The sequence below is a fragment of the Rheinheimera maricola genome, from assembly GCF_016918075.2.
Lineage (GTDB): Bacteria > Pseudomonadota > Gammaproteobacteria > Enterobacterales > Alteromonadaceae > Alishewanella > Alishewanella maricola_A.
Genome location: NZ_JAERPS020000003.1, coordinates 307,987 through 329,031 on the forward strand (window position 1 = coordinate 307,987; position 21,045 = coordinate 329,031).

Annotated in this window: 19 protein-coding genes; 11 read left to right on the plus strand and 8 right to left on the minus strand. The window is 47.8% G+C overall.

All coding sequences use genetic code 11. From position 1 onward, the window contains the following. Position 1 precedes the first annotated feature (1 nt). The 4 genes from I4W93_RS10125 (at position 2) to I4W93_RS10140 (ending at position 4,135) form a co-directional block, all read left to right on the plus strand. Positions 2 to 424 carry a DUF4426 domain-containing protein gene (locus I4W93_RS10125; RefSeq protein ID WP_205311039.1) on the plus strand — a complete coding sequence of 141 codons (423 nt, stop codon included), beginning with the start codon at positions 2 to 4 and terminating at the stop codon, positions 422 to 424. Between the two features lie 9 nt (positions 425 to 433). Beyond that, on the plus strand, positions 434 to 1,039 hold the full coding sequence (gene rdgB, locus I4W93_RS10130) for an RdgB/HAM1 family non-canonical purine NTP pyrophosphatase (protein ID WP_205311038.1): 606 nt from the start codon (positions 434 to 436) through the stop codon (positions 1,037 to 1,039). A gap of 3 nt (positions 1,040 to 1,042) precedes the next feature. Next, the gene (gene hemW, locus I4W93_RS10135; RefSeq protein ID WP_205311037.1) at positions 1,043 to 2,185 is read left to right on the plus strand and encodes a radical SAM family heme chaperone HemW; all 1,143 of its coding nucleotides are present in this window, start codon (positions 1,043 to 1,045) and stop codon (positions 2,183 to 2,185) included. Positions 2,186 to 2,290: 105 nt separating this feature from the next. Further along, complete coding sequence (locus I4W93_RS10140; RefSeq protein WP_205311036.1) at positions 2,291 to 4,135, plus strand: DUF885 domain-containing protein; 1,845 nt, start codon at positions 2,291 to 2,293, stop codon at positions 4,133 to 4,135. 60 nt (positions 4,136 to 4,195) lie between these two features. On the opposite strand, the gene I4W93_RS10145 is transcribed toward I4W93_RS10140, so the two are convergent. Both I4W93_RS10145 and I4W93_RS10150 read right to left on the minus strand, forming a co-directional pair. After that, positions 4,196 to 4,912 carry a substrate-binding periplasmic protein gene (locus tag I4W93_RS10145; protein WP_205311035.1) on the minus strand — a complete coding sequence of 239 codons (717 nt, stop codon included), beginning with the start codon at positions 4,910 to 4,912 and terminating at the stop codon, positions 4,196 to 4,198. A gap of 76 nt (positions 4,913 to 4,988) precedes the next feature. After that, positions 4,989 to 5,864 carry a hypothetical protein gene (locus tag I4W93_RS10150; RefSeq protein WP_205311034.1) on the minus strand — a complete coding sequence of 292 codons (876 nt, stop codon included), beginning with the start codon at positions 5,862 to 5,864 and terminating at the stop codon, positions 4,989 to 4,991. Between the two features lie 200 nt (positions 5,865 to 6,064). On the opposite strand from I4W93_RS10150, the gene I4W93_RS10155 reads away from it, so the two are divergent. The 4 genes from I4W93_RS10155 (at position 6,065) to I4W93_RS10170 (ending at position 10,472) form a co-directional block, all read left to right on the plus strand. Continuing rightward, positions 6,065 to 7,027 (plus strand): magnesium transporter CorA family protein, encoded by a 963-nt coding sequence (locus tag I4W93_RS10155; protein ID WP_205311033.1) that lies wholly within the window; start codon positions 6,065 to 6,067, stop codon positions 7,025 to 7,027. A 20-nt stretch (positions 7,028 to 7,047) separates the two neighbouring features. Further along, positions 7,048 to 8,397 carry a magnesium transporter gene (gene mgtE / locus I4W93_RS10160; RefSeq protein ID WP_205311032.1) on the plus strand — a complete coding sequence of 450 codons (1,350 nt, stop codon included), beginning with the start codon at positions 7,048 to 7,050 and terminating at the stop codon, positions 8,395 to 8,397. A 102-nt stretch (positions 8,398 to 8,499) separates the two neighbouring features. Then, positions 8,500 to 9,417: a 30S ribosomal protein S6--L-glutamate ligase gene (gene rimK, locus I4W93_RS10165; protein WP_205311031.1), complete on the plus strand. Its 918-nt coding sequence runs from the start codon at positions 8,500 to 8,502 to the stop codon at positions 9,415 to 9,417. Further along, positions 9,417 to 10,472 (plus strand): succinylglutamate desuccinylase/aspartoacylase family protein, encoded by a 1,056-nt coding sequence (locus I4W93_RS10170; protein WP_205311030.1) that lies wholly within the window; start codon positions 9,417 to 9,419, stop codon positions 10,470 to 10,472. Before rimK ends, I4W93_RS10170 begins: the two co-directional genes overlap by 1 nt. A 14-nt stretch (positions 10,473 to 10,486) precedes the next feature. On the opposite strand, the gene I4W93_RS10175 is transcribed toward I4W93_RS10170, so the two are convergent. The 4 genes from I4W93_RS10175 to I4W93_RS10190 all read right to left on the minus strand — a co-directional run bounded on the left by I4W93_RS10175 (position 10,487) and on the right by I4W93_RS10190 (position 14,187). Next, the gene (locus tag I4W93_RS10175; protein WP_205311029.1) at positions 10,487 to 11,248 is read right to left on the minus strand and encodes a DUF2884 family protein; all 762 of its coding nucleotides are present in this window, start codon (positions 11,246 to 11,248) and stop codon (positions 10,487 to 10,489) included. Positions 11,249 to 11,363: 115 nt separating this feature from the next. After that, positions 11,364 to 12,947, minus strand: a complete 1,584-nt coding sequence (locus tag I4W93_RS10180; protein WP_224673374.1) for a flagellar assembly protein A — start codon at positions 12,945 to 12,947, stop codon at positions 11,364 to 11,366. Positions 12,948 to 13,129: 182 nt separating this feature from the next. Then, entirely contained in the window at positions 13,130 to 13,465 is a 336-nt protein-coding gene (locus I4W93_RS10185; RefSeq protein ID WP_205311027.1) for a hypothetical protein, read from the minus strand. A gap of 59 nt (positions 13,466 to 13,524) precedes the next feature. Continuing rightward, entirely contained in the window at positions 13,525 to 14,187 is a 663-nt protein-coding gene (locus tag I4W93_RS10190) for a DUF2982 domain-containing protein (RefSeq protein ID WP_205311026.1), read from the minus strand. Positions 14,188 to 14,392: 205 nt separating this feature from the next. Here I4W93_RS10190 and I4W93_RS10195 point away from each other — a divergent pair, with 205 nt between their 5' ends. Further along, positions 14,393 to 15,445, plus strand: a complete 1,053-nt coding sequence (locus I4W93_RS10195; protein ID WP_205311025.1) for an efflux RND transporter periplasmic adaptor subunit — start codon at positions 14,393 to 14,395, stop codon at positions 15,443 to 15,445. Between the two features lie 2 nt (positions 15,446 to 15,447). Beyond that, positions 15,448 to 18,570 (plus strand): efflux RND transporter permease subunit, encoded by a 3,123-nt coding sequence (locus I4W93_RS10200; protein ID WP_205311024.1) that lies wholly within the window; start codon positions 15,448 to 15,450, stop codon positions 18,568 to 18,570. Positions 18,571 to 18,632: 62 nt separating this feature from the next. Here I4W93_RS10200 and I4W93_RS10205 read toward each other — a convergent pair whose 3' ends face one another. Further along, positions 18,633 to 19,337, minus strand: a complete 705-nt coding sequence (locus I4W93_RS10205; RefSeq protein WP_205311023.1) for an SDR family NAD(P)-dependent oxidoreductase — start codon at positions 19,335 to 19,337, stop codon at positions 18,633 to 18,635. Then, positions 19,334 to 20,314 carry an NAD(P)/FAD-dependent oxidoreductase gene (locus tag I4W93_RS10210; protein WP_205311022.1) on the minus strand — a complete coding sequence of 327 codons (981 nt, stop codon included), beginning with the start codon at positions 20,312 to 20,314 and terminating at the stop codon, positions 19,334 to 19,336. Before I4W93_RS10210 ends, I4W93_RS10205 begins: the two co-directional genes overlap by 4 nt. Before the next feature lie 165 nt (positions 20,315 to 20,479). Here I4W93_RS10210 and msrA point away from each other — a divergent pair, with 165 nt between their 5' ends. After that, entirely contained in the window at positions 20,480 to 21,016 is a 537-nt protein-coding gene (msrA, locus tag I4W93_RS10215; protein WP_205311021.1) for a peptide-methionine (S)-S-oxide reductase MsrA, read from the plus strand. Positions 21,017 to 21,045: the final 29 nt, after the last annotated feature.

The window sequence follows — 21,045 nt, forward strand, 5'->3', positions numbered from 1 at the left end:
AATGAACCGTTTTCTGCTGGCTTTTTTACTTGGGCTCTCGCTTTGTCTGCCAGCCCAAGCCGAACAAATGCAACAACTGGGCGCTTGGGACGTGCACTATATTGCCTTCCCCGCACCGTTAATAACTGCAGAGATCGCACAACAGTACCGGCTGCAGCGTAGCAAATACAACGGCATAGTTAATATTTCAGTGCTGGACAGCAGTTCAAAACAGGCACAAAAAGTGACCATTAGCGGCGTTGCTAAAGACTTACAAGGCCGCCAGCGCAAGCTGGAATTTAGCGAAGTGATTGAAGGCGATGCAGTGTACTATCTGGCACAGCTGCCCTTTCGCCACGAACAGCGCTTTAGTTTTACCTTCACTATCAGCAATGGCAACCAAAGCCAGCAGCTGAAATTCGACCAGACCTTTTACGTAGATTAACCTTATCCTATGACAACTAAAATTGTGCTGGCTACTGGCAATAAAGGTAAAGTAGCAGAATTAAGCCAGATGCTGGCACCGTTTAACGTTAGTGTAATACCGCAATCTGAACTGGGTGTAACCGACGCCGATGAAACCGGGCTGAGCTTTATTGAAAATGCCATTATCAAAGCCCGCCATGCTGCGCTGGTAACCGGTTTGCCAGCAATAGCCGATGACTCTGGCCTCGCAGTCGATGCCCTTTCCGGCGCGCCGGGCATCTACTCCGCCCGTTACGCCGGCGAGGCAGCAAGCGATAGTGCCAACACCACTAAATTACTTAAAGCCTTAAACGACGTGCCCGATAACCAGCGCAGCGCTCAATTTCATTGTGTATTGGTGTATATGCGCCATGCCGAAGACCCTACTCCGTTGGTATGCCACGGCATCTGGCACGGCAGTATTACCCGGGCGCCAGCAGGTAATGCGGGCTTTGGTTACGATCCGGTGTTTTATCTGGCCGATGAAGGCTGTACCAGCGCTGAGCTGAGCAGGCAGCGCAAGCAGCAACTTAGCCATCGAGGTAAGGCCCTGGTACAGTTGCTCACTCAACTGCAATTGTTGCAGGCAGGATAATCCGTGGCCCTGCAATTACCGCCTCTGGCGCTGTATATCCACATTCCCTGGTGCATTCAGAAATGTCCTTATTGCGACTTTAACTCGCATGCCGTAAAGCAGGGTATTCCAGAGCAGGAATACATTGCCCATCTATTGGCCGACTTAGCCCAGGATGCTCCCTTGGTGACAGGACGCACGGTCAGCAGTATCTTTATTGGCGGTGGTACGCCCAGCGTATTTTCCGCCGCAGGTATTGGCCAGATATTAACCGGTGTAAAACAGCAGCTAACCTGCGCGGCCGATATGGAAGTGACCATGGAAGCTAACCCTGGTACTGTTGAAGCTGAACGCTTTGCTGGCTACGTTGGCGCTGGCGTAACACGATTTTCTATTGGTGTTCAAAGCTTTCAAACAGCCCAGCTAAAAGCGCTGGGGCGCATTCACGATGCCAATGAGGCTATCCGTGCAGCGGAACTCGCCCAGGCACTGCCATTACAAAGTTTTAATTTGGATTTAATGCACGGCTTGCCGGAGCAAAATGTTAGCGGTGCACTGGCAGACTTACAGCAAGCCATAGATTTAGCCCCGCCGCATCTGTCCTGGTATCAGTTGACTATTGAGCCCAATACCGCTTTTGCCTCCCGCCCGCCGCTGCTACCACCGGATGACACCTTATGGGATATTCAGCAGCAGGGCTTGGATTTGCTACAACAACATGGTTATCAACAATATGAGATCTCGGCCTATGCCAAAACCGGCCAGCAGTGCCGGCATAATTTAAACTATTGGCGCTATGGCGACTATTTGGGTATTGGCTGCGGTGCACACGGCAAAATTACCTTGCCTTCGCGCAATGCCATTTTACGTACTGTAAAAATTAAACATCCTAAAGGCTACATGGACATTAGCCGTGGCTACATGGATAGTCGCGAGCAAGTTGCCGCTGAAGACCGGGCATTTGAATTTTTTATGAACCGCTTTCGCTTGTTAGAGCCCTGCCCAATTGCAGAATTTACCGCTTACACTGGCTTAGCACTAAGCAGCATCGGAACAGCGATTAACACCGCTGAACAAAAAGGCCTGTTAACCGTTACGCCTACACATTGGCAAATAACGGCTAACGGCGCCCGTTATCTGAACGATTTGCTCGAGCTATTTATCTAGGGCGTGTTGCACGTAGCTTGCGGTAGGTAGACTTTTAATCCGGTGGCAGTGGCGTAGAATAAAATTACAATACTAACGATAACTTCGCTTACAAAGGGAACATCAATGACACCTATCCGTTTTCGTCAGCTGGCATTGCCACTGGCCATCAGCGCTATACTACTAGCCGGTTGCGGCCCGCAGCAGCAAGCCCAGACACCGACCCAGCCTGCCGTAGTAGTGCAGCAGCAAACCGAAGCTGAAAAAGCCAATGCCTTGTTCGAACAAATTTTTATGGACAACGTACGGCGCAACCCGGTAACGCAAACTCAACTGGGCATTAAAGATGACTACGATAAATGGCAAGACTTATCAAACGAGCATTATGACGCCGGCCTGGCGCTAACCCGCCAGCATCTCGCTATGCTGCAGGCGATAGATGTTAGCCAACTGGACCCTAATACCCGCGTAAGTTACCTGCTAATGCAACGCAGCCTGGAACAAGACCTGGCAGAGGCAAAATGGCGTCTGTACAGCTACCCGGTAAACCAAATGTTTGGTACTCATTCACAAGTGCCATCACTGTTGATCAATCAGCACAGCATCAGCGATGAAAGCGACGCTAAAGCCTATATTGCCCGTTTAAATGCGGTGCCTACCCTATTTAGCCAGTTACAACAGCAACTGCAACAACGTGCTGACGCCGGTATTATTGCGCCTAAATTCGTGTTTCCACATGTTATTTCTGCCAGTGAAAATGTTATCAAAGGCGCACCGTTTGAAGCAGGCGAGGCTGGAACCCTGCTAGCCGACTTTAGTAACAAAGTTGCTAAACTTGAACTGAGCGAAGACAGTAGAAAACTGCTAATAGATGAAACTAAAGTAGCCCTGCTGACCAGCGTTAAACCCGCCTACACCGGGCTGATTCAGTATCTGCAGACGCTGGAGCAACAAGCAGACACCATAGATGGCGTTTGGCGTTTAAAAGACGGCGCCGCGTTTTACCATGATGCATTGAAAAGCACTACCACCACAGATTTAACAGCAGAGCAAATTCACCAGCTTGGTCTGGACGAGGTAGCCCGCATCCACAGCGAGATGCTGGCTATTATGCAAAAAACGGGCTTTGACGGTGATTTAAAAGCCTTTTTCAACTTTATGCAAACCGATCAGCAATTTTATTATCCCGATACCCCAGAGGGTAAAGCGGAGTATTTGGCCCAAGCTACAGCAGTTATTGATAACATGCGCACTCGGCTAGACGAACTGTTTTTAGTTCAGCCCAAAGCAGAGATGATTGTAAAAGCCGTAGAGCCGTTTCGTGAGCAAAGTGCCGGCAAAGCATTTTACCAGCAACCATCAATGGACGGCTCACGCCCCGGTATTTACTACGCCAACCTGTACCGTATGAGTGATATGCCCAAATACGAGTTAGAAGCGCTGGCATACCATGAGGGCATACCCGGACACCACATGCAGCTGGCTATCGCGCAGGAATTGGAGGATATGCCTAAATTCCGCCGTTTCGGTGGTTATACCGCCTACATTGAAGGCTGGGGCTTATACACCGAGCTGCTGCCAAAAGAAATTGACTTATATCAAGACCCCTACTCTGATTTCGGCCGGCTGGCGATGGAGCTATGGCGCGCTTGTCGTCTGGTGGTAGATACCGGTATTCACGCTAAACAATGGAGCCGCGAAGAAGCTATCGATTATTTGCTTGAAAACACGCCGAATACCGTTAGCGCAATAGAAAAAGCCATTGAACGCTATATCGTGATGCCCTCTCAGGCCACGGCCTACAAAGTGGGTATGATTAAAATTTTGCAACTGCGCGAAAAAGCCAAAGCGGCATTGGGTGAGAAATTTGATATTCGTGCTTTCCACAGTGTCGTGCTGAAAAACGGTGCCGTGCCGTTAGATGTACTGGAGCAACTGGTCGACGAATATATCGCAGCAACTCAGGTCTGATTGCTGGGCAACAATATAAACAAGCCGTGCTGTTGCGCGGCTTGTTTATATAACAGCAAATCAATATAAGCGATATTTACCCTCAGCCCTTAATTGCTCCAACACACGCTTTAACGCATCGTATTTAGCTGCGTAACGGCCATTTTTTGCCAATGCGATATGCACGTCCATATTAGATTGTTGTGTTTTTGCTGCCAGTACCAAAACATCCTGGTAGCGTGCATTAGTGGCGATATGCCTAAGTACAGTATGTTCGGGCCCTACTACAACATCAGTCTGCTTGAAATAGAGTGCCGCCAGTGCATCATCGATACTGGCCGCCGTATTCATCTGGTAACCTTGTGCCTGGTATTGCACTGCGACTGACTCAGAGTATATCCGCCCTTCAATCATCGTCAGGCGCAATGCAGCGTCAGTAACAACATTGTTTTGGTTTATAAACCAACTTTCGGTTCTGGCAATGTCAAACGGCAACATAATAAATCGTTGATCCCGCTCTGTGCTGCGTAACAGCCCGGTGACAACATCCACCTCCCCTTGCTCTAACTGTTTTAAGCAACGGGCTACCGGCGTTGGTACGGTGTATACCAATTCAAAATCAAGCTGAGCAGATACTTCTAACATCAAGTCGACGAGCTTGCCGTAAGGCGCTTTATTAGCCTCGTAGTGATGCCGTAACGGCAAGTTGTCCAAGCACCAAATTAAAGGTTTACGCTCAACAGCTGCAGCGCTAAACATGAGCAAACACATTAAAACACTGGCAATGCGCCAAATCACAGTTGTGATCTCCTTGTTGTTAGTTATGTTGGCACTAACGCAAATATAGCCAACAATTTAAACAGCGACTGCAATATTAAAAGTGTGTGCCATAAATGTGGTTGTATAATGCCGTTACTTTCTCATGCGAGCTGATGTCAAACCAGCGCAAATGGGCTTGCAGGTAACGCTTATCATGGCTAGCCTGGCGTATAGCGTTGCTGTAAGCCAGAGCCAGCTTTTCACCTTGCTCAGTTTTACTGCACATAATATACCCCCCGGCATAATCCGCTGCCTCGCTAATCGTTACACTCACCAATGGCACAGCATGGTTCAACGCTTCAGCATAATGCTGCACTACATTCGGATATTCAATAAGCAGCTCTATTCGGCCTGAAACCAGCATATCCAACAAAGCTGCTGCAGTCATATCGCTGGCCGTGCGGGTGTAAATACGGTTGCGTGTTGCTAGCTGCTCAAACAGCAGCTGTAATGGCTCGCCGTAATTACGCCCACCTACTACCCCAATACGCGCCTTTGGCAACGTAATACTGAGGTTGGCTAATGAATGCACGGTTTCGTCAGCTGCGTTTAGGTTTAGCTGTACAGCGTCAGCGGTAGCTTGCAGCATGTACAAACGTAAACCAGGAAATATCAATTGGGGTAGCGTACTAAAATAGGCAAATGTCTCACGCTCAGCATTACGTACCTTATTACCGCTGCAAGCCCGTTCATGGCTTTTCAGGATCTGAAAAGCACGCTCATTATTAACTATGCTGATACTGTCTTGGTGCAGCGGCATATATTCCAGCAACAAGCGCCGGGTGGCAGCATTGATATCAATACCTGGTACATTTTTATAAATAGCCGCAGCGTCGTCCATATCCGACAGCCACAGCGCTTCGGTTGCCATACTCTGTGGCATAGCCGCGATGCAAAGTATCAGTGCTACAGCAAATGAATTGAGCGACATAGCTCACCTTTGTCATGAACAATTACGATAAGTTTGTTTGCTACTTTACGCAATAATTATCCAGTCATTATAGTCAGATTAACCGTGCGGTTGTGTAACAAATCGGTATTTGTCTGCATCGTTGATATTTGCCCGCTAGTCACTTTTATGAGTATGCTGTAGCAACGCCGCATTCATCGCGGCAAAATATTGAGAACATTATGATTTCACTTAGCTATTTTGAACCGGAAACCCGCAGTTGGCAGCAAATTAGCTTTAGCAAACTGCCTGCTAAGATACCTGCTGATGCCCGGGTATGGCTTAACCTGACTGACGCCACCGCCGATGAAACATTGCAAGTACTGCAGCGCTTTGCCATAGAGCCCACGTTGGCAGAAGACTTTAGCCGCCAACGCCATCCGCCAAAGCTTGAGGCTCAAAGTAACTTTACGCTGCTTATCTTGCGCGGCTATGCCGATGCCGACTTTAGCGAATACACTGCCAGCGCACAGGTTAATATACTGTATTCACAAAATATTTTAATTAGTCGGCTGCATTGCCACAATCCACAGTTACTCGCGCAGTTAACACCACTAATCCAGCCTGGGCAAAGTATTGCCATAGCTGAATGGGTTAAACAAATGGTACTGGCTGTCTCTGGTAGCTATCTGGAAAAGTTGATTAACTTCGAGGATGAGCAAAGTGAGCTGGAAGATGTCATGCTGCATCGCGGCAGCGATGAGCAAATGGCCAGCATTATGCGTTACCGCTCGGTACTGCGGAAAATTAACCGCAATTTGGCGTATCAGAAAGATATATTCTCTGATGCCATATACGAGCAACAAAATCCGCTGCTGCGCCACTTTAGTGACACCGAAATTCGTGATTTTTATGAAAAATTTGAGCGGCTGCACAGCATGACTGATTTATACTACGATCAACTTAGTGATCTGGTGGAAGGATACCTTTCCACTACCTCGCACCAGATCAACGAACGGATGAAAGTACTTACTATTGTCAGCACCATTTTTATTCCGCTGACATTTATCGCCGGAATTTACGGCATGAACTTTGTCTATATGCCTGAATTACATATAGCTAATGGCTATTTTATGGTATTGATTGCCATGGCACTGGGCGGCATTGGCGGGCTGATTTGGTTTAAAATACGCGGTTGGTGGTAGTACTAGCCGGGGAGTTGTAGATGGCCGAAAACCAAACATTAGATATTGAAGAAATCGTACGCGACAGCTTTGATGAAAACGAAGCTGAACAGCTAGCAGGCAAGCTAAGCCAGCTGGAACCGGAAGAAATTGCGATAGCACTAGAGGCTATGCCGGTTGAGCAACGGGTAAGTACCTGGCTAAGCCTGCGCACTGATGATCAAATTGCTGCATTAACCTATATGCGGGTAGACGCCCGCGACAACATATTCAAGCAACTGGATGAAGCACAATTGCGCAATCTGGTTGAGGATATGGAAGTTGATGACCTGATTGAGCTATTAGACGAACTGCCGCAGCGTATTTACGACTATGCTTGCTCAAGGCTAGATGCCAGCCAAAGGCGTTGGTTAGATACCGCGTTAGGCTACGATGAGGATCAATGTGGTCGTTATGCCGACCACGACATGTTAATCATCAATAAAAATGCCAAAGTACGTGATGCTGTCAGGTTATTTCGGCAATTAGCCGATGATGCTGAGTACCATGATGCATTATTTGTTGTTGACCGCACCGGCCGCTATGTTGGCCTGGTGCATGCTACCCAATTGTTAGGTTTAGGTAGTCATTTACCGATTGAAACGGTAATCGACAAAGAGGCGCCACTGGTAGAGGGCGAGATGGACCTGGACCAAGGCTCAGATATCGTGTCGCGCTCTGGTTATACCGCACTGGCGGTTGTAGATGCTGAAAGTAAACTACTGGGCCGGCTATCTATTGGCGAGGCGCTTGAAAACGTGCGTCGCAGTTTAGAAAGCCAGTTTATGCACACTGCAGGTTTAGATGAAGAAGAAGACTTGTTTGCGCCAATGTTTGACAGTGCTAAAAGACGCGCACTTTGGCTGGGTATTAATTTATTAACCGCCTTTTTGGCCGCTTGGACTATAGGGTTGTTTGAAGCCACATTGCAACAAGTTGTGGCGCTGGCAGTGTTAATGCCCATTGTCGCCAGTATGGGCGGCATAGCGGGTAGCCAGACATTGACCCTGATTATACGTGGCCTGGCGCTGGAGCAAATTACGCCAAAAACCTATATGACATTGCTGCGCAAAGAGTTAGGCGTTGGCGCAATTAACGGCCTGTTGTGGTCTTTAGTTATTGCCGCCATTACCTATTTTTGGTTTGGCGACTGGGTTATTGGCGCTATTATTGGTATGGCTATTGTTATAAATATCGTCGTGGCCGCCATTTCTGGTGTAATGATTCCCATCTGGCTGGAAAAACTAAACATCGACCCTGCGCTGTCAGGATCGGTGATCCTGACCACCGTAACCGACGTGATTGGCTTTTTCGCCTTTCTCGGTTTAGGCTCATTATTTTTGTTAGCGTAAAAAGCAACAACATTATTTGTTTAACCGTACAGTATTGTTGCTGCCACAAACATCATGGGCTTTTACAATAGCCGCTGAACCACACCGCTTTTTGGAGAGCGCATGAAAATTGCGATTTTATCGCGTAATGCAGAATTGTATTCCACCAAACGTTTGGTGGCGGCAGCAATAGAACGCGGGCACGAGGTACAGGTGATCGACCCCCTAACCTGCTACATTAATGTAAACCGCAGCAAATCTTCCATTCATCAAAAAGGTGAAGCACTGGAAGGCTTCGATGCTGTTATTCCCCGCATCGGCGCCTCAATCACCTTTTACGGCACCGCTGTATTGCGCCAGTTTGAAATGATGGGTGTTTACAGCCTGAATGAGTCAGTAGCCATAAGTCGGGCGCGCGACAAGCTGCGCAGCCTGCAATTGCTGGCGCGCCAGGGTATTGGCCTGCCGGTAACCGGTTTTGCCGATAAGCCGGGCGACATTCCCGACCTAATCGATATGGTAGGCGGCGCGCCGCTAGTGATTAAATTACTTGAAGGCACACAGGGAATTGGCGTTGTGCTGGCTGAAACACGTACCGCTGCAGAGAGCGTAATTGAAGCCTTTATGGGCTTAAATGCCAATATTCTGGTGCAGGAATATATTCGCGAAGCCAATGGTGCCGATATCCGCTGTTTCGTGGTAGGTAACAAAGTGGTAGCAGCCATGAAACGCCAGGCCAAAGCCGGAGAATTTCGCTCCAACCTACACCGAGGCGGGACAGCATCGACAGTACGCTTAAGTAAAGAAGAACGCAGCACGGCTATTCGTGCCGCAAAAACTATGGGGTTAAACGTGGCGGGTGTCGACTTACTTCGCTCCAACCACGGTCCGGTAGTGATGGAAGTCAACAGCTCGCCAGGTTTAGAGGGTATCGAATCAGCTACAGAAAAAGATATCGCCGGTTTAACCATCGCGTTCTTGGAACAAAAAGTGGCAGCTCATAAAACCCGGCGCAAACTTAACACGAAAGGAACTGGCTAATGCAAACTGGCAGCAGAGCAGCGTTTGTACTGGGAAACAGTAGCATTCCACCTGGTAGCCGCGCGGTGGTAGATATTCCATTTGGCAAACTGTATACCCATACCGAGCTAAATATCGGTGCTCATGTTATTCATGGCCGTAAAGATGGGCCGGTGTTATTGGTGGCCGCTGCGTTGCATGGTGACGAAATTAATGGTGTCGAAATTTGTCGCCGTCTGTTAAAACTGCCACGGCTTAATCAGCTAAAGGGCACACTGGTAGTGGTGCCAATCGTTAATACTTACGGCTTTGTACAGCAATCACGCTATTTGCCGGACCGACGCGACCTAAACCGCAGTTTTCCCGGCAGTGAAAAAGGTTCCCTAGGTAGCAGAATGGCATTTCAGTTTACTGATAAAATTCTGAAAAAATGCACTCATGCTATCGACTTGCATACAGGCGCAATTCATCGCTCTAACCTGCCACAGGTTCGTGCCAGTGCGAAAGACAAAGTAGCCCTGCGTATGGCCGAAGTGTTTAACGCGCCCATCATTATTAAAGCCGCCAGCCGCGATGGCACGATGCGCGGCACGGCAAATAATCTCGGCATTCCAATTTTGCTATACGAAGCAGGTGAAGCACTACGTTTTGATGAACAGTCAATCAACGTCGGCGTGCGTGGCATTTTAAATGTTATGACCGACCTTGGCATGCTGCGCGCTGGCCGTAAACGCCCTAATACCAAATCTTTGTTTTCGAAAAAAAGTAGCTGGGTACGCGCTGAGCATGACGGTATTGCCCGTTACTACGTGGGCCTGGGCCAAACAGTACAGACTGGCGATACCATGGCGCATATCTACTCACCTTACTCTGATTTTGAAGTAGCAGTACAAGCCAGTTTTGCCGGCATTGTGATAGGCCGCAACAACCTACCGCTGGTTAATGAAGGAGAGGCACTGTTTCATATTGCAGAAGTAAGTTCATTAGATGAAGCAGAAAAAACCCTGGATGCTATAAATGATGAAGTAGATAACGCGATGCCACCGGTGTTGGGTGAAGAATATGGCGTTGTTTAACGCCTGGCCCAACGTTAGTTTTTTTCTGCAACGACGTCGTACGCGACTAAGGCCGGCAAGCGTTGCTGTAATTGCAGCTCAATTTTATCCAGCTCTTGCATTCGCTGGCAAAACAGTGCTGACTTTTCTTCCAACTCGACCGCTTTAGCATCCAGTCCCAGGTTTATTCTATCGACCAACTGGCCAACAGACTGCCATTCCTGATTGTCGCTGCGCTCAAAGTTACTGTCGGAGTGTCGCAGCGCATCGCGCAGCGCGCCCCATACCGCCCCCACTGTATGCCGGGCCAGATTATCCAATTGCGGCTTTAACTCACCGTGTAAAAAATAATCCAACTCGTTCAGGCTTTGTGGTGCCAAATAAAAGTGTTCATTGGTACGCACAAAACGAGACATCCATTGGAAGGTGGTTTCACGCACCAGCTCACGCCATTCTGCTTGTTGCGCTTTACTGCCAATACCGGTAAACATTGCTTCAATACTGGATAAACCCAGCTCAACACCATCTACCGCAATGCTGACTATCTCGGGCACAAATTTACGCAATCCTTGACTGTATTGGTGCAACAGCGCCGTATCTTCCTCGGTCAACGTTGCCCACTCGCCACGAATAAACAGTTGCTTATCGGCGTTGATTTGCACATGTGTGCGGTTGTTTTGCAAAATTCGGATATGATCAGGGGCAATAAGAATACCGTGGCCAAACGCCATATTACATTCTGCCGCCTGCAGGGATAACGCTAACAGCGGTAACGATAGCAATAAAAAACGTTTCACATTACTTTACTCAGCAGTTTAATCAGCTCAAGCCTACGTTAGTAAGCGGTAAATTACAGTGCGCTGCATCGCATTAGGTTTGCCGTCTGTCGAGTAAGGCATACGGCATGTTAAATTAAAAGAATGGCTCTATTGCGGGGCTACCGTCTACCAGTATAATTTTTGACGGCCCATATTCACGACGACTACGAATACCATCTTTATCAAACCGTACTTCTACTGCAGAGAACAGTTGTTGGCGCACAATAATTAGCGCCTGACTAAGCTTTTCCTTGCGCTGTAACTCCAACACTTTTACATCTTCAATCAGTGCCACAGCGACATTTTTTTGTTCTTCAAACTCCAATTGCAACTCTTGTCGGCGCGCATCTATTTGTGGGCTGCCCTTAATTTTTTTCAACTTTTCTACTTGTTCACGTATATCTTGCATATCGTTTTTTGCAGCGGTAATGCTGGCTCGCAAAACCTCCTGTTTTTCAACTATCGGGTCAATCATACGATTTAACTCAATAACGATATTACTGCTCGAAGGTGCGCCCAAATTACCGGTGTAGATACCGTAGTCCAGATAGTAATAACCACCGATAACCTTACCATTTGGGTTGTCTTCCGGGCCGGCATAAACTTTGGCAGCTGATACAGCGCAGTGCATAATTTGCTTTTTTACGTACACATTGCCGTCTGCAGTTAAACGGGCATATTGCGCCAGGTTACACTCAATATCGCCTTTAGCTTTTAACTGAGTACTATACTCACTATCTTTCTCAGCGGTAGCAATTTGATGGCCAATAATAGAGCCGCCAATTTTAATATCACCGCCAGCCTCAACTAAAAGTCCCTCAACAAATCCTTTCACAAAGACATTGCCACCAGCAACAACTTTCATCCCTTCGGACACGTCACCATTTACCACAACAGAACCGCGAAATATTATATGGCCGGTGGCTAAATCAACGTTCTTCACTGTAAACACTTCGTCTACCGTTGCGCCTTGCTCAATAACACGCGGCAAACCATCGCGCGCGGCCAGTAATAAGTCTGCGTCAGCAGCAGAAAACTCAGTACCTTCACCTTGGCTCCACTCAACAACCATACCTGGCACGGCCGGCAACACTGTGCCAGTTACTGTCATGCCGTCTACACCTGGTGTAGGTGGGTGACGCCGCATTAACGACTCACCGCTGCGTATTGCCGGAATAACACCAAAATCACGTAAGTCGGCCTTTTCTTCAGATTGCAATAGCGGCTTATTACGCCGACTTTCTATTTCAGGGATCAAAGCTTCAAATCGCGAGTTCTCACCATGCACGGCTGCACGGCCTCGCGCTATAACTAATTTCACTTTGCTACCTGGCTCAGCTTTACTGGCATGGGTTACTAGTTTAATAATGTGTTCTTTACTAAAACCAAACACTATACCCGCTTCCTGCGCTGATTTTACCAGCATGTTGGCCGATATCGGATCACCTCCCCAAGCCGCTGTAATAATTGCAGCCGCCGCCATTTTATCTTCATTGATATCAAAGCTGAGTTCTGCCGGACGTTTTTCGGCAATGCGGTAATTAAGGGGGGTGCCAACCGGCTGCAGTTGATCTTTGATTTTTAGCTGGATCTGTTGATATTCCACCAGCAAGTTCGTTATTTGTTCCTGAATCAAAAAGCAGCGGCCGTAGCCCGCCTCTTGTAATTTTGTGTTCACATCTTGTGCGCTCAGCGCGCTCAGTGTGACTGGCACCGTTATTTTTATACTTTTATTATGCTCAGAAAATTGCATAGGGCTTCACATTTTAAGTTACTACAACAAAGCTAAACTAATGGAACAAATAACCGGCAAAAAAACAAGCACTCTAACCACTTAGAGGGCCAATCATAACGGCGCAATCAGATATAATTTTCCTGATGGATACGGATAAATAGATCTGTACCTATTTTACTGTAATCAATTTTATATTCTTTATTATTAATTGCTTGTACAAATAATAATGTTTTTGCTTCACCAAACACGTCTGAACTAGAAATATCAACAATTTCCATATAGCGCTCTTTAGCTTCTGCACGGCTTGCAGGCACAGTTTCACTGAAAATTTTAACGCTGTTGCGGGTTACTATTACCACAGGATCGTTATCGTCATTCATTACAATTAAGTCTAGCTTTTTATTCTTGTGTATTAGTGTGTTACGGCCACTAACCAGAAACGCTTTTTCATAATTATTCATTTATTGCCCTGCATAAATGTCACTGTTGCCAACATTATGATACAGACAGCCAGAAGTGTCTAGGTTGCTGTATTCTGTATACATTGTAATCTGGCTTGGTTAATTTCTCTGCACAGTTGCTCAGCATGTTTTTGTGTTGAGGATACCGGAACATAGAGCTCATAACCAAAAGTGTCAGCTAACCGCTGCATGCGCCAGCCAAACGCCGCTTTGATACCATTGTAGTCAGTACTGCGGGTACTAAACTTATCCGTCTCTGTTAACAACTCACTGGCGCAGCCACCCATGCTGCAACCCTGGCGAACGGCCTCAAGATATAATGCTCGCTGCTCTGTCATAATCCGAACCGCCAAACGCAATGGAAGTTGTTGTAAAAACGCGTCGTAATTACCCAGCTTAAAGGCTATATAACTTAAAGTCGTCTGACCCGATTGCGGCACACCGCTATATTGCAAGCAGTGCCATGACAATAACCAACTACCGCGCCGGTGGAAATAGCGAATACCATCGCTATCAAGTTGCAAAAAATAGCGCGGCTCGGATAGCTTGGCCCAACCGGCAAAAATACCTAACAATGCCAGAACAAATGCCAGTGCATGCAACAACGACACTTGGTCAATCCAAATTAGGCTTAATAGCAACGTTACCAATATGGTGCTGCTGCATAACAAAACAGCTGCGCCACCGCGACTACTGCTGCCTTCTAGCTGTATAGGTTTCATATTGTGCATCCCTTACAAGCCTGGTTTTATAAGCCAACTATGGCAGCCTTTAGCGTTAAGTTCACCATTTGTTGTCAAATAGGCTAAGCAATTACTGCGTTGAATCGACCAACGCCGCTGCGATTGCGATAACAGGAAATCTAAACCACACTTTCTTCCATACAATATGGCTGGAATTATTAAACAGCTGTTACACGGGGTTACTGTGGCAAAATTACATTCAAAATTAATTTGGGTGATTTTAATCACTCTGTTGCTATTTGTTGGCTACTTATACTGGATGCCTGGACAGAAAACAGAAACGCGCCGCGCCGGCACTGCGGTTGCTGTTAGCACAGCAACGGTGCAAACCATGCCAATGATCCGCAGTGTAAACGCATTAGGTACCGGCATTTCTAATCAATCTATTACGCTGGTATCGCCAACCAGTGACTTTGTTACTGAGTTAAATGTACGCGAAGGAAAAGCGGTAAAAAATGGTGAAGTAATTGCACGGCTGAATGATATCGAAGAGCGCGCCCGCGTGACCGAATTGCAGGGCATACTTGAAGATAACAAGCGCCAACTAGCTCGATTAAAAAATCTGGCAACCACCCAAGCCACTGCACAATCTTTGTTAGATGAGCAACAAACCAAAGTAAATACTACGCTGGCACAGTTGGACATTGCAAAAGCACAATTGGCCGAAATGACCATAATGGCGCCGTTTGACGGTTACCTTGGTCTACGCCAGGTTAGCGAAGGTGCCTACCTTAACGCTGGTACAGTCATTACTACATTAGACGATTTAAACACCTTGCGGGTGGCCTTTAGTGTAGCAGAACACTATTTGGCAGATATAGCTGTCGGCATGCCATTAACGGTAACTAACGCCGCTTATGGCACTGCTGCGTTCAGTGGAAAAATAAGCGCTGTAGATACACGGTTAGACCCTGTTACTCGTACAGTAACTGTGCATGGCGCCTTACCCAACACTGACTTAAAATTACGCCCGGGAATGCTACTCAATGTAACGTTAGAGCTGGATAAACGCCAAGCGCTGCAAATTTCTGAAAAGGCGCTGGTACCGCAGCAGCAAAAACAATTTGTTTACAAAGTCGATGCCCAAAGCAAAGTATCCCAGGTTGAAGTCACGATCGGCCAGCGCATCCCGGGTTGGGTAGAAATACTCACCGGCTTGGAGGAAGGTGATGAAGTGGTGGTAGAGGGCATTCAAAAGCTGCGCTCTGGTGTCAGTATTAACCGCGTCGGAGGTTAACTATGTGGTTATCTGATACCTCAGTTAAACGGCCGGTTTTTGCTACCGTTGTTAATTTACTGCTTATCGTATTTGGTATTGTTTGCTTTAGCATGCTGCCACTGCGCGAATACCCAGACATAGATACGCCAATTGTCAGTATTAGTACCAACTACCCTGGCGCATCAGCAGAGATTGTAGAATCAAAGATCACCCAACTATTAGAAGACCGCATCAGTGGTGTTGAAGGTATAAAAAACATTAATTCTAGCAGCCGTAACGGCCGCTCAAATATTTCCATTGAGTTTAACGTAGAGCGTGACATTGACTCTGCCGCTAATGACGTACGCGACCGTGTATCGCGTGCATTGAACAATTTACCTGATCAGGCCGACCCACCAGAAGTATCCAAAGCCAGTGATGATGAAGATACCATTGCCTGGTTTGTGTTAAACAGTGAAACCATGACCTCATTGGAACTGACTGACTACGCCGATCGCTATATCGTCGAGCGATTCTCAGTGGTAGATGGCGTAGCCCGTTTGCAACTGGGCGGCGCACGTGATTATGCTATGCGCATCTGGCTGGATCGCGACGCCATGGCATCGCGCGGGGTTACCGTACAGGACATTGAAAATGTACTACGGGCCGAAAACGTTGAGCTCCCTGCCGGCAATATTAAATCAACAGAACGTGATTTTACCGTGCGTGTGCTGCGTACTTACAAAACACAACAGGACTTCCGCCGGCTGGTGATTAAGCGCGGTGACAACAATTATCTGGTGCGCTTAGGTGAAGTCGCTGATGTATTGTTAACAGCCGAAAACGAAGAAAGCGAGTTTCGCGGCGATGGCAAAAACCTGCTAGGCATAGGCATTATAAAACAGTCAAAAGCCAATACGCTTGAAGTAGTAAAAGCCGCCAGAGCTGAGATGGAGCAGATAAAACAAGCCCTGCCTGATGGTACAACCATTGAACCTGGCTATGACTCATCGTTGTTTATTGCTGAATCAATTAAAGAGGTATACAACACCCTGGCTATTGCTATGGCGTTGGTAATAGTGGTTATCTTCTTATTTCTTGGCAATATCCGAGCAACTTTTATTCCGGCCGTTACGGTGCCTGTGGCGCTGGTTGCGGCAGTTACAGTGCTTTATGCCCTGGATTTTTCGGTCAACCTTCTTACTCTGTTAGCTATGGTGCTGGCAATAGGTTTGGTAGTTGATGACTCTATAGTCGTACTGGAAAACATTTACCGGCGCATTGAGTTGGGCGAGCACCCGCTGGTGGCATCATATCGTGGTGCACGCGAGGTTGGCTTTGCGGTTGTTGCCACCACACTGGTGCTCATTTCGGTATTTGTACCCTTAGTGTTTATGCAAGGTCAGCTCGGAAAATTATTTACTGAATTTGCCCTCGCCATTGCCGCGGCAGTAGCGTTCTCAAGTGTAACGGCTTTAACCTTATCGCCGATGTTATGCAGCAAATTGCTCACTCACCAAAAACGTGAAAGCAAGCTCGGCTTATGGCTGCATGCGGCGTTTCATAAGTTAGAAGCGGCTTATCGGCGTCAACTAAACGTGGTGTGCGCCACCCGTTGGCCGGTTATTGCCGTCGTAGCGCTGTGCTTTGTTGCCAGTTATATGTTAGTAAAACTGCTGCCGAGTGAACTGGCGCCGACTGAAGATCGCGGTACTTTTTTTGTCATGATGAGTCCGGCGGAAGGCGCCAGTTATACTAGCAACAGCCGCAACATGCGCCTGATTGAAGATGTACTAATGCCTTATTATCAGCAAGGCGAATTTAACCGGTTGCTGGTTCGCGTTCCCGGCTGGGGCAACAGTGGCGGCGTCGCCATTGTCGGCACCGAAAACTGGCACAACGGTAAGCGCCGCACTGAGGAACTAATGGCGGAAGTAGGCCAAAAGCTGAATGAAATACCTGATGTACGTGCCTTTACCTTTATGCGCAGCGGCCTGGGCGGTGGCGGCGGCGGTGGCAGGCCAATTCAATTTGTGTTGCAGGGCAATACCTATGAAGAGCTGGCACGCTGGCGCGATGTGGTGATCAACAAAGCAGCAGAAAACCCTAATATTCTAATGTTGGATCACGATTATAAAGAAACGGTGCCGCAGGTACTGGTTGAAATTGACACAGAACGGGCCGGTGACCTGGGTATTTCAGTTGGTGCTATTGGCCGTTCGCTTGAAGCGATGCTTGGAGGGCGACGCGTCACCACCTTCCTCGACCGCGGTAAAGAATATGACGTAATTCTGGAGGGTTTGGATGAAGACTTTGCCGAGCCAGGCAGCATAACCAATGTATATTTGCGCTCTGAAACCTCAGGCCAGCTTATCCCGCTGGATAACCTGGTAACCTTGCGCGAAGAGGCAACGTCATCCAGCTTAAACCGCTACAACCGTATGCGTAGCATTACTTTAACTGCCAGTATGGCGCCGGGTTACAGCTTGGGAGAAGCGCTGGAGTACTTGGAGAATATCGTTAAAACTGAAATTCAAGACACGGTAGGCATTGATTACAAAGGCGAATCGCTGCTGTTTCAGGAGAGCGGCAGCTCTACTTTAATGGTATTTATTCTGGCACTGCTTATCACCTACCTGGTATTAGCGGCACAGTTTGAAAGCTTTATTCACCCGCTGGTAATATTGATCACCGTACCACTTGGCTTGGTTGGCGCGTTATCCGGATTGTATTTCAGTGGCATGACTCTAAACATTTATAGTCAGATCGGCTTGGTAATGTTAATTGGATTAGTAGCAAAAAACGGTATCTTAATTGTAGAGTTTGCCAACCAATTGCGTGATGCCGGTGTTGAGTTCGTCAGCGCAGTGCAACAAGCGGCAACACAGCGCTTGCGTCCTATTGTTATGACCGCATTTACTACCGCTATGAGCAGCATTCCACTTATTGTAGCCACCGGACCGGGTTCAGAAAGCCGAATGGTCATTGGTATGGTGATCTTCTCCGGCGTGGCATTAGCAACATTAATGACCATCTATGTTGTACCGGTATTGTATATAGCGCTGGCGCGTAACACTGGCTCACCAAAACGGTTGGAACAAAGATTACACCAACTGGAGCAGCAGGCACCAGATGAACATGCCGCTGACGAGATACATCCTTAAGCTAAAACTAAACAGGCGCCATTGGCGCCTGTTTAGTTTTTACTCGTACAACAACCACTGCATTAATACGGCAATATACTGCCATCCCAATTTAGCAAACAACCACTTGCTGCCGGTTGCAACCCTGCGGCTACATGCGCCAATCGCAATGCCGTACTTGCTGCGCTTTGTAATTGTCCTTGCGGCAAATTTGCCTGAAAAGGCATAGATAGAGCAGTATCCGTGGTACCCGGGTGTACGCTGACGATAGCTGCACTTTTATTAAGCCGTGACACTTCAATACTGAGATTCTTAACCAGCATATTCAGCGCAGCCTTACTGATGCGATAGCTATACCAGCCGCCTAAGGCATTGTCCGTTATACTGCCTACCTTTGCACTTAACACCAACAGCTTGATATTTGGCGTTTTGCACAAATAGTTAAACAGCAACTGTAAATAACGCGCCGGCACTGCAACATTGCTGGTCACCCGACTAAGTAATACCTCAGTGTCGAATTGGCGAATGGTTTTTTCTGGTGCCGCCTGAGCGTCGTGCAATACGCCATTACAGATAAAAATAGTATCAGGTTGTTGCTGTAAAGCTTGTTGCAGCAACTGCTCGGTTATAGCGTGTTGCTGTAATTCATCCTGATACCAATACCACTGCTGACCTGCGGCGGGTTGCCTGCTGATAACGCTCACTGTGGCACCCAACGCATAATAATGGTGTGCCAGCGCCAGCCCAATACCGCTGCCACCGCCAATCACTAATACTGAAGCACTCATAGCATTATTGCCTCCGCGGCCTGCACGCCACTAAGCCAGGCATTCTCTACCCTACCGCCATTTAACCAGTCACCACATAGCGTTAGTGCAAGTTGCGGCCGATGCAACGCACCGAACAAGCCAAAATCGGGCGCTTGCTGAGCATAACGCCAGCGATGAGCCTGGCTGGTTACAACGCGGCATGAATGCCCACTTATCCGCTGTAATGCCGATGTTGCCGCCGCCACTATCTGGCTTTTATCAGCCTCAAGGTGTTGCTCTGACCAGGACGGCGTAAAATGCAGTAGCCAATGCTCAATTGCGCAACGGCCTGATTTAATAGATTGTCGGGCCAACCAACTTACTTCAGTGTCCTGTTTAACAAAAATGCCATCAAAGTCCAGCGGCAGCGGTGTTGCAAGTTGTAAATCTACTGCCCAGCAAGGCAATAATGCAGCTTGGCCAAATATAGAAGTAAGATCAGCGTCTATTCGGTGCTGCGCAGTTAACAGTTGCGCGGCCTGCTGCTGCGGTACTGCCAGTACCAGCTGACTAAACTCGCCAACACAACCAATTGCATCAAATAATTGCCATAAGGTACCGTTAAATTGCACGCGCTCTATCAGACAGCGGCTGTGTAGAGTCACTTCATCTAGCATCTGGCCGACCGGGGCTTGCATTGACGGTATGCCGACAAAACGCACTGTGTCATCAGGCGTCGCGGTAAATTGGCCCTGCTGATAAGTTGCTATCCGGCCAGTCCAACGTTCAACAACTCCAGCGTCAAGCCATTGCTGACACTGCAGAGCAAAAGCTTTGGTGCGTGCGGTGAAATACTGCGCCCCCAAATCCAGATAGCCGGCGGCTGCGCGCTTACTGCTCATGCGCCCCCCTGCCACACGGCCTTTGTCAAACACCACAACGTTGCGTCCGGATTGTTGCAACTGGGCGGCACACGCAGCCCCAGCAATACCGGCGCCAACTATAGCTATTGTCAAAATTTGTTTTTCCCAATTGCGTATATCGCTAGGCACATTTACGCTGCCTGCCACTGTGGCGATCAATATTAATCGGCAGCCAGACCCATCTAACTGGCTAGCGAAAGCGTAGGTGTAAGCTATGGTTAATTTAAATTACATAACGGATGAACAGGATAGCCGCATATGACAATACAAACCGCGACCTTTGGTGCTGGCTGTTTTTGGTGTTTAGAAGCTGCGATGAATCAACTCAATGGCGTTGCTCAAGCGCTAAGCGGCTACATGGGTGGCAAGGAGAGCTTTCCTACCTATCAGATGGTGTGTACTGGCAATTCAGGACACGCAGAGGTTGTGCAACTGCAGTTTGAAGACAATATCGTCAGCTTTGAGCAACTATGCCTGATTTTTTTCAGTCTGCATGACCCTACCCAACTCAACCGTCAGGGCAATGATATTGGCAGCCAATATCGATCTGTGGTGTTTTACCATAACGATGAGCAACTGCAATTGGTTCGCGGGGTTATGGCTGAACTGGAGCGAAATAAGGTTTTCCCGCAACGCATAGTAACAGAAATATGCCCTGCAGAGCCGTTCTATGTCGCAGAAGAACACCACCAGGGCTATTTTTCGCAGCATCCACAGCAAGGTTACTGCCAGGGTATCGTTGCGCCGAAAATGGCCCGCTTCAAGCAACAATATGCTGCTATGCTAAAAAAATAATAATCTGTCCTAATACCAAAGGTACGCTC

Excerpts from the sequence above, each read along its gene's own strand:
- I4W93_RS10125 (WP_205311039.1), top strand. The coding sequence starts at position 2 with ATGAACCGTTTTCTGCTGGCTTTTTTACTTGGGCTCTCGCTTTGTCTG.
- rdgB (WP_205311038.1), top strand. The coding sequence starts at position 434 with ATGACAACTAAAATTGTGCTGGCTACTGGCAATAAAGGTAAAGTAGCA.
- I4W93_RS10140 (WP_205311036.1), top strand. The coding sequence starts at position 2,291 with ATGACACCTATCCGTTTTCGTCAGCTGGCATTGCCACTGGCCATCAGC.
- I4W93_RS10150 (WP_205311034.1), bottom strand. The coding sequence starts at position 5,864 with ATGTCGCTCAATTCATTTGCTGTAGCACTGATACTTTGCATCGCGGCT.
- I4W93_RS10155 (WP_205311033.1), top strand. The coding sequence starts at position 6,065 with ATGATTTCACTTAGCTATTTTGAACCGGAAACCCGCAGTTGGCAGCAA.
- mgtE (WP_205311032.1), top strand. The coding sequence starts at position 7,048 with ATGGCCGAAAACCAAACATTAGATATTGAAGAAATCGTACGCGACAGC.
- rimK (WP_205311031.1), top strand. The coding sequence starts at position 8,500 with ATGAAAATTGCGATTTTATCGCGTAATGCAGAATTGTATTCCACCAAA.
- I4W93_RS10170 (WP_205311030.1), top strand. The coding sequence starts at position 9,417 with ATGCAAACTGGCAGCAGAGCAGCGTTTGTACTGGGAAACAGTAGCATT.
- I4W93_RS10185 (WP_205311027.1), bottom strand. The coding sequence starts at position 13,465 with ATGAATAATTATGAAAAAGCGTTTCTGGTTAGTGGCCGTAACACACTA.
- I4W93_RS10190 (WP_205311026.1), bottom strand. The coding sequence starts at position 14,187 with ATGAAACCTATACAGCTAGAAGGCAGCAGTAGTCGCGGTGGCGCAGCT.
- I4W93_RS10200 (WP_205311024.1), top strand. The coding sequence starts at position 15,448 with ATGTGGTTATCTGATACCTCAGTTAAACGGCCGGTTTTTGCTACCGTT.
- I4W93_RS10205 (WP_205311023.1), bottom strand. The coding sequence starts at position 19,337 with ATGAGTGCTTCAGTATTAGTGATTGGCGGTGGCAGCGGTATTGGGCTG.
- msrA (WP_205311021.1), top strand. The coding sequence starts at position 20,480 with ATGACAATACAAACCGCGACCTTTGGTGCTGGCTGTTTTTGGTGTTTA.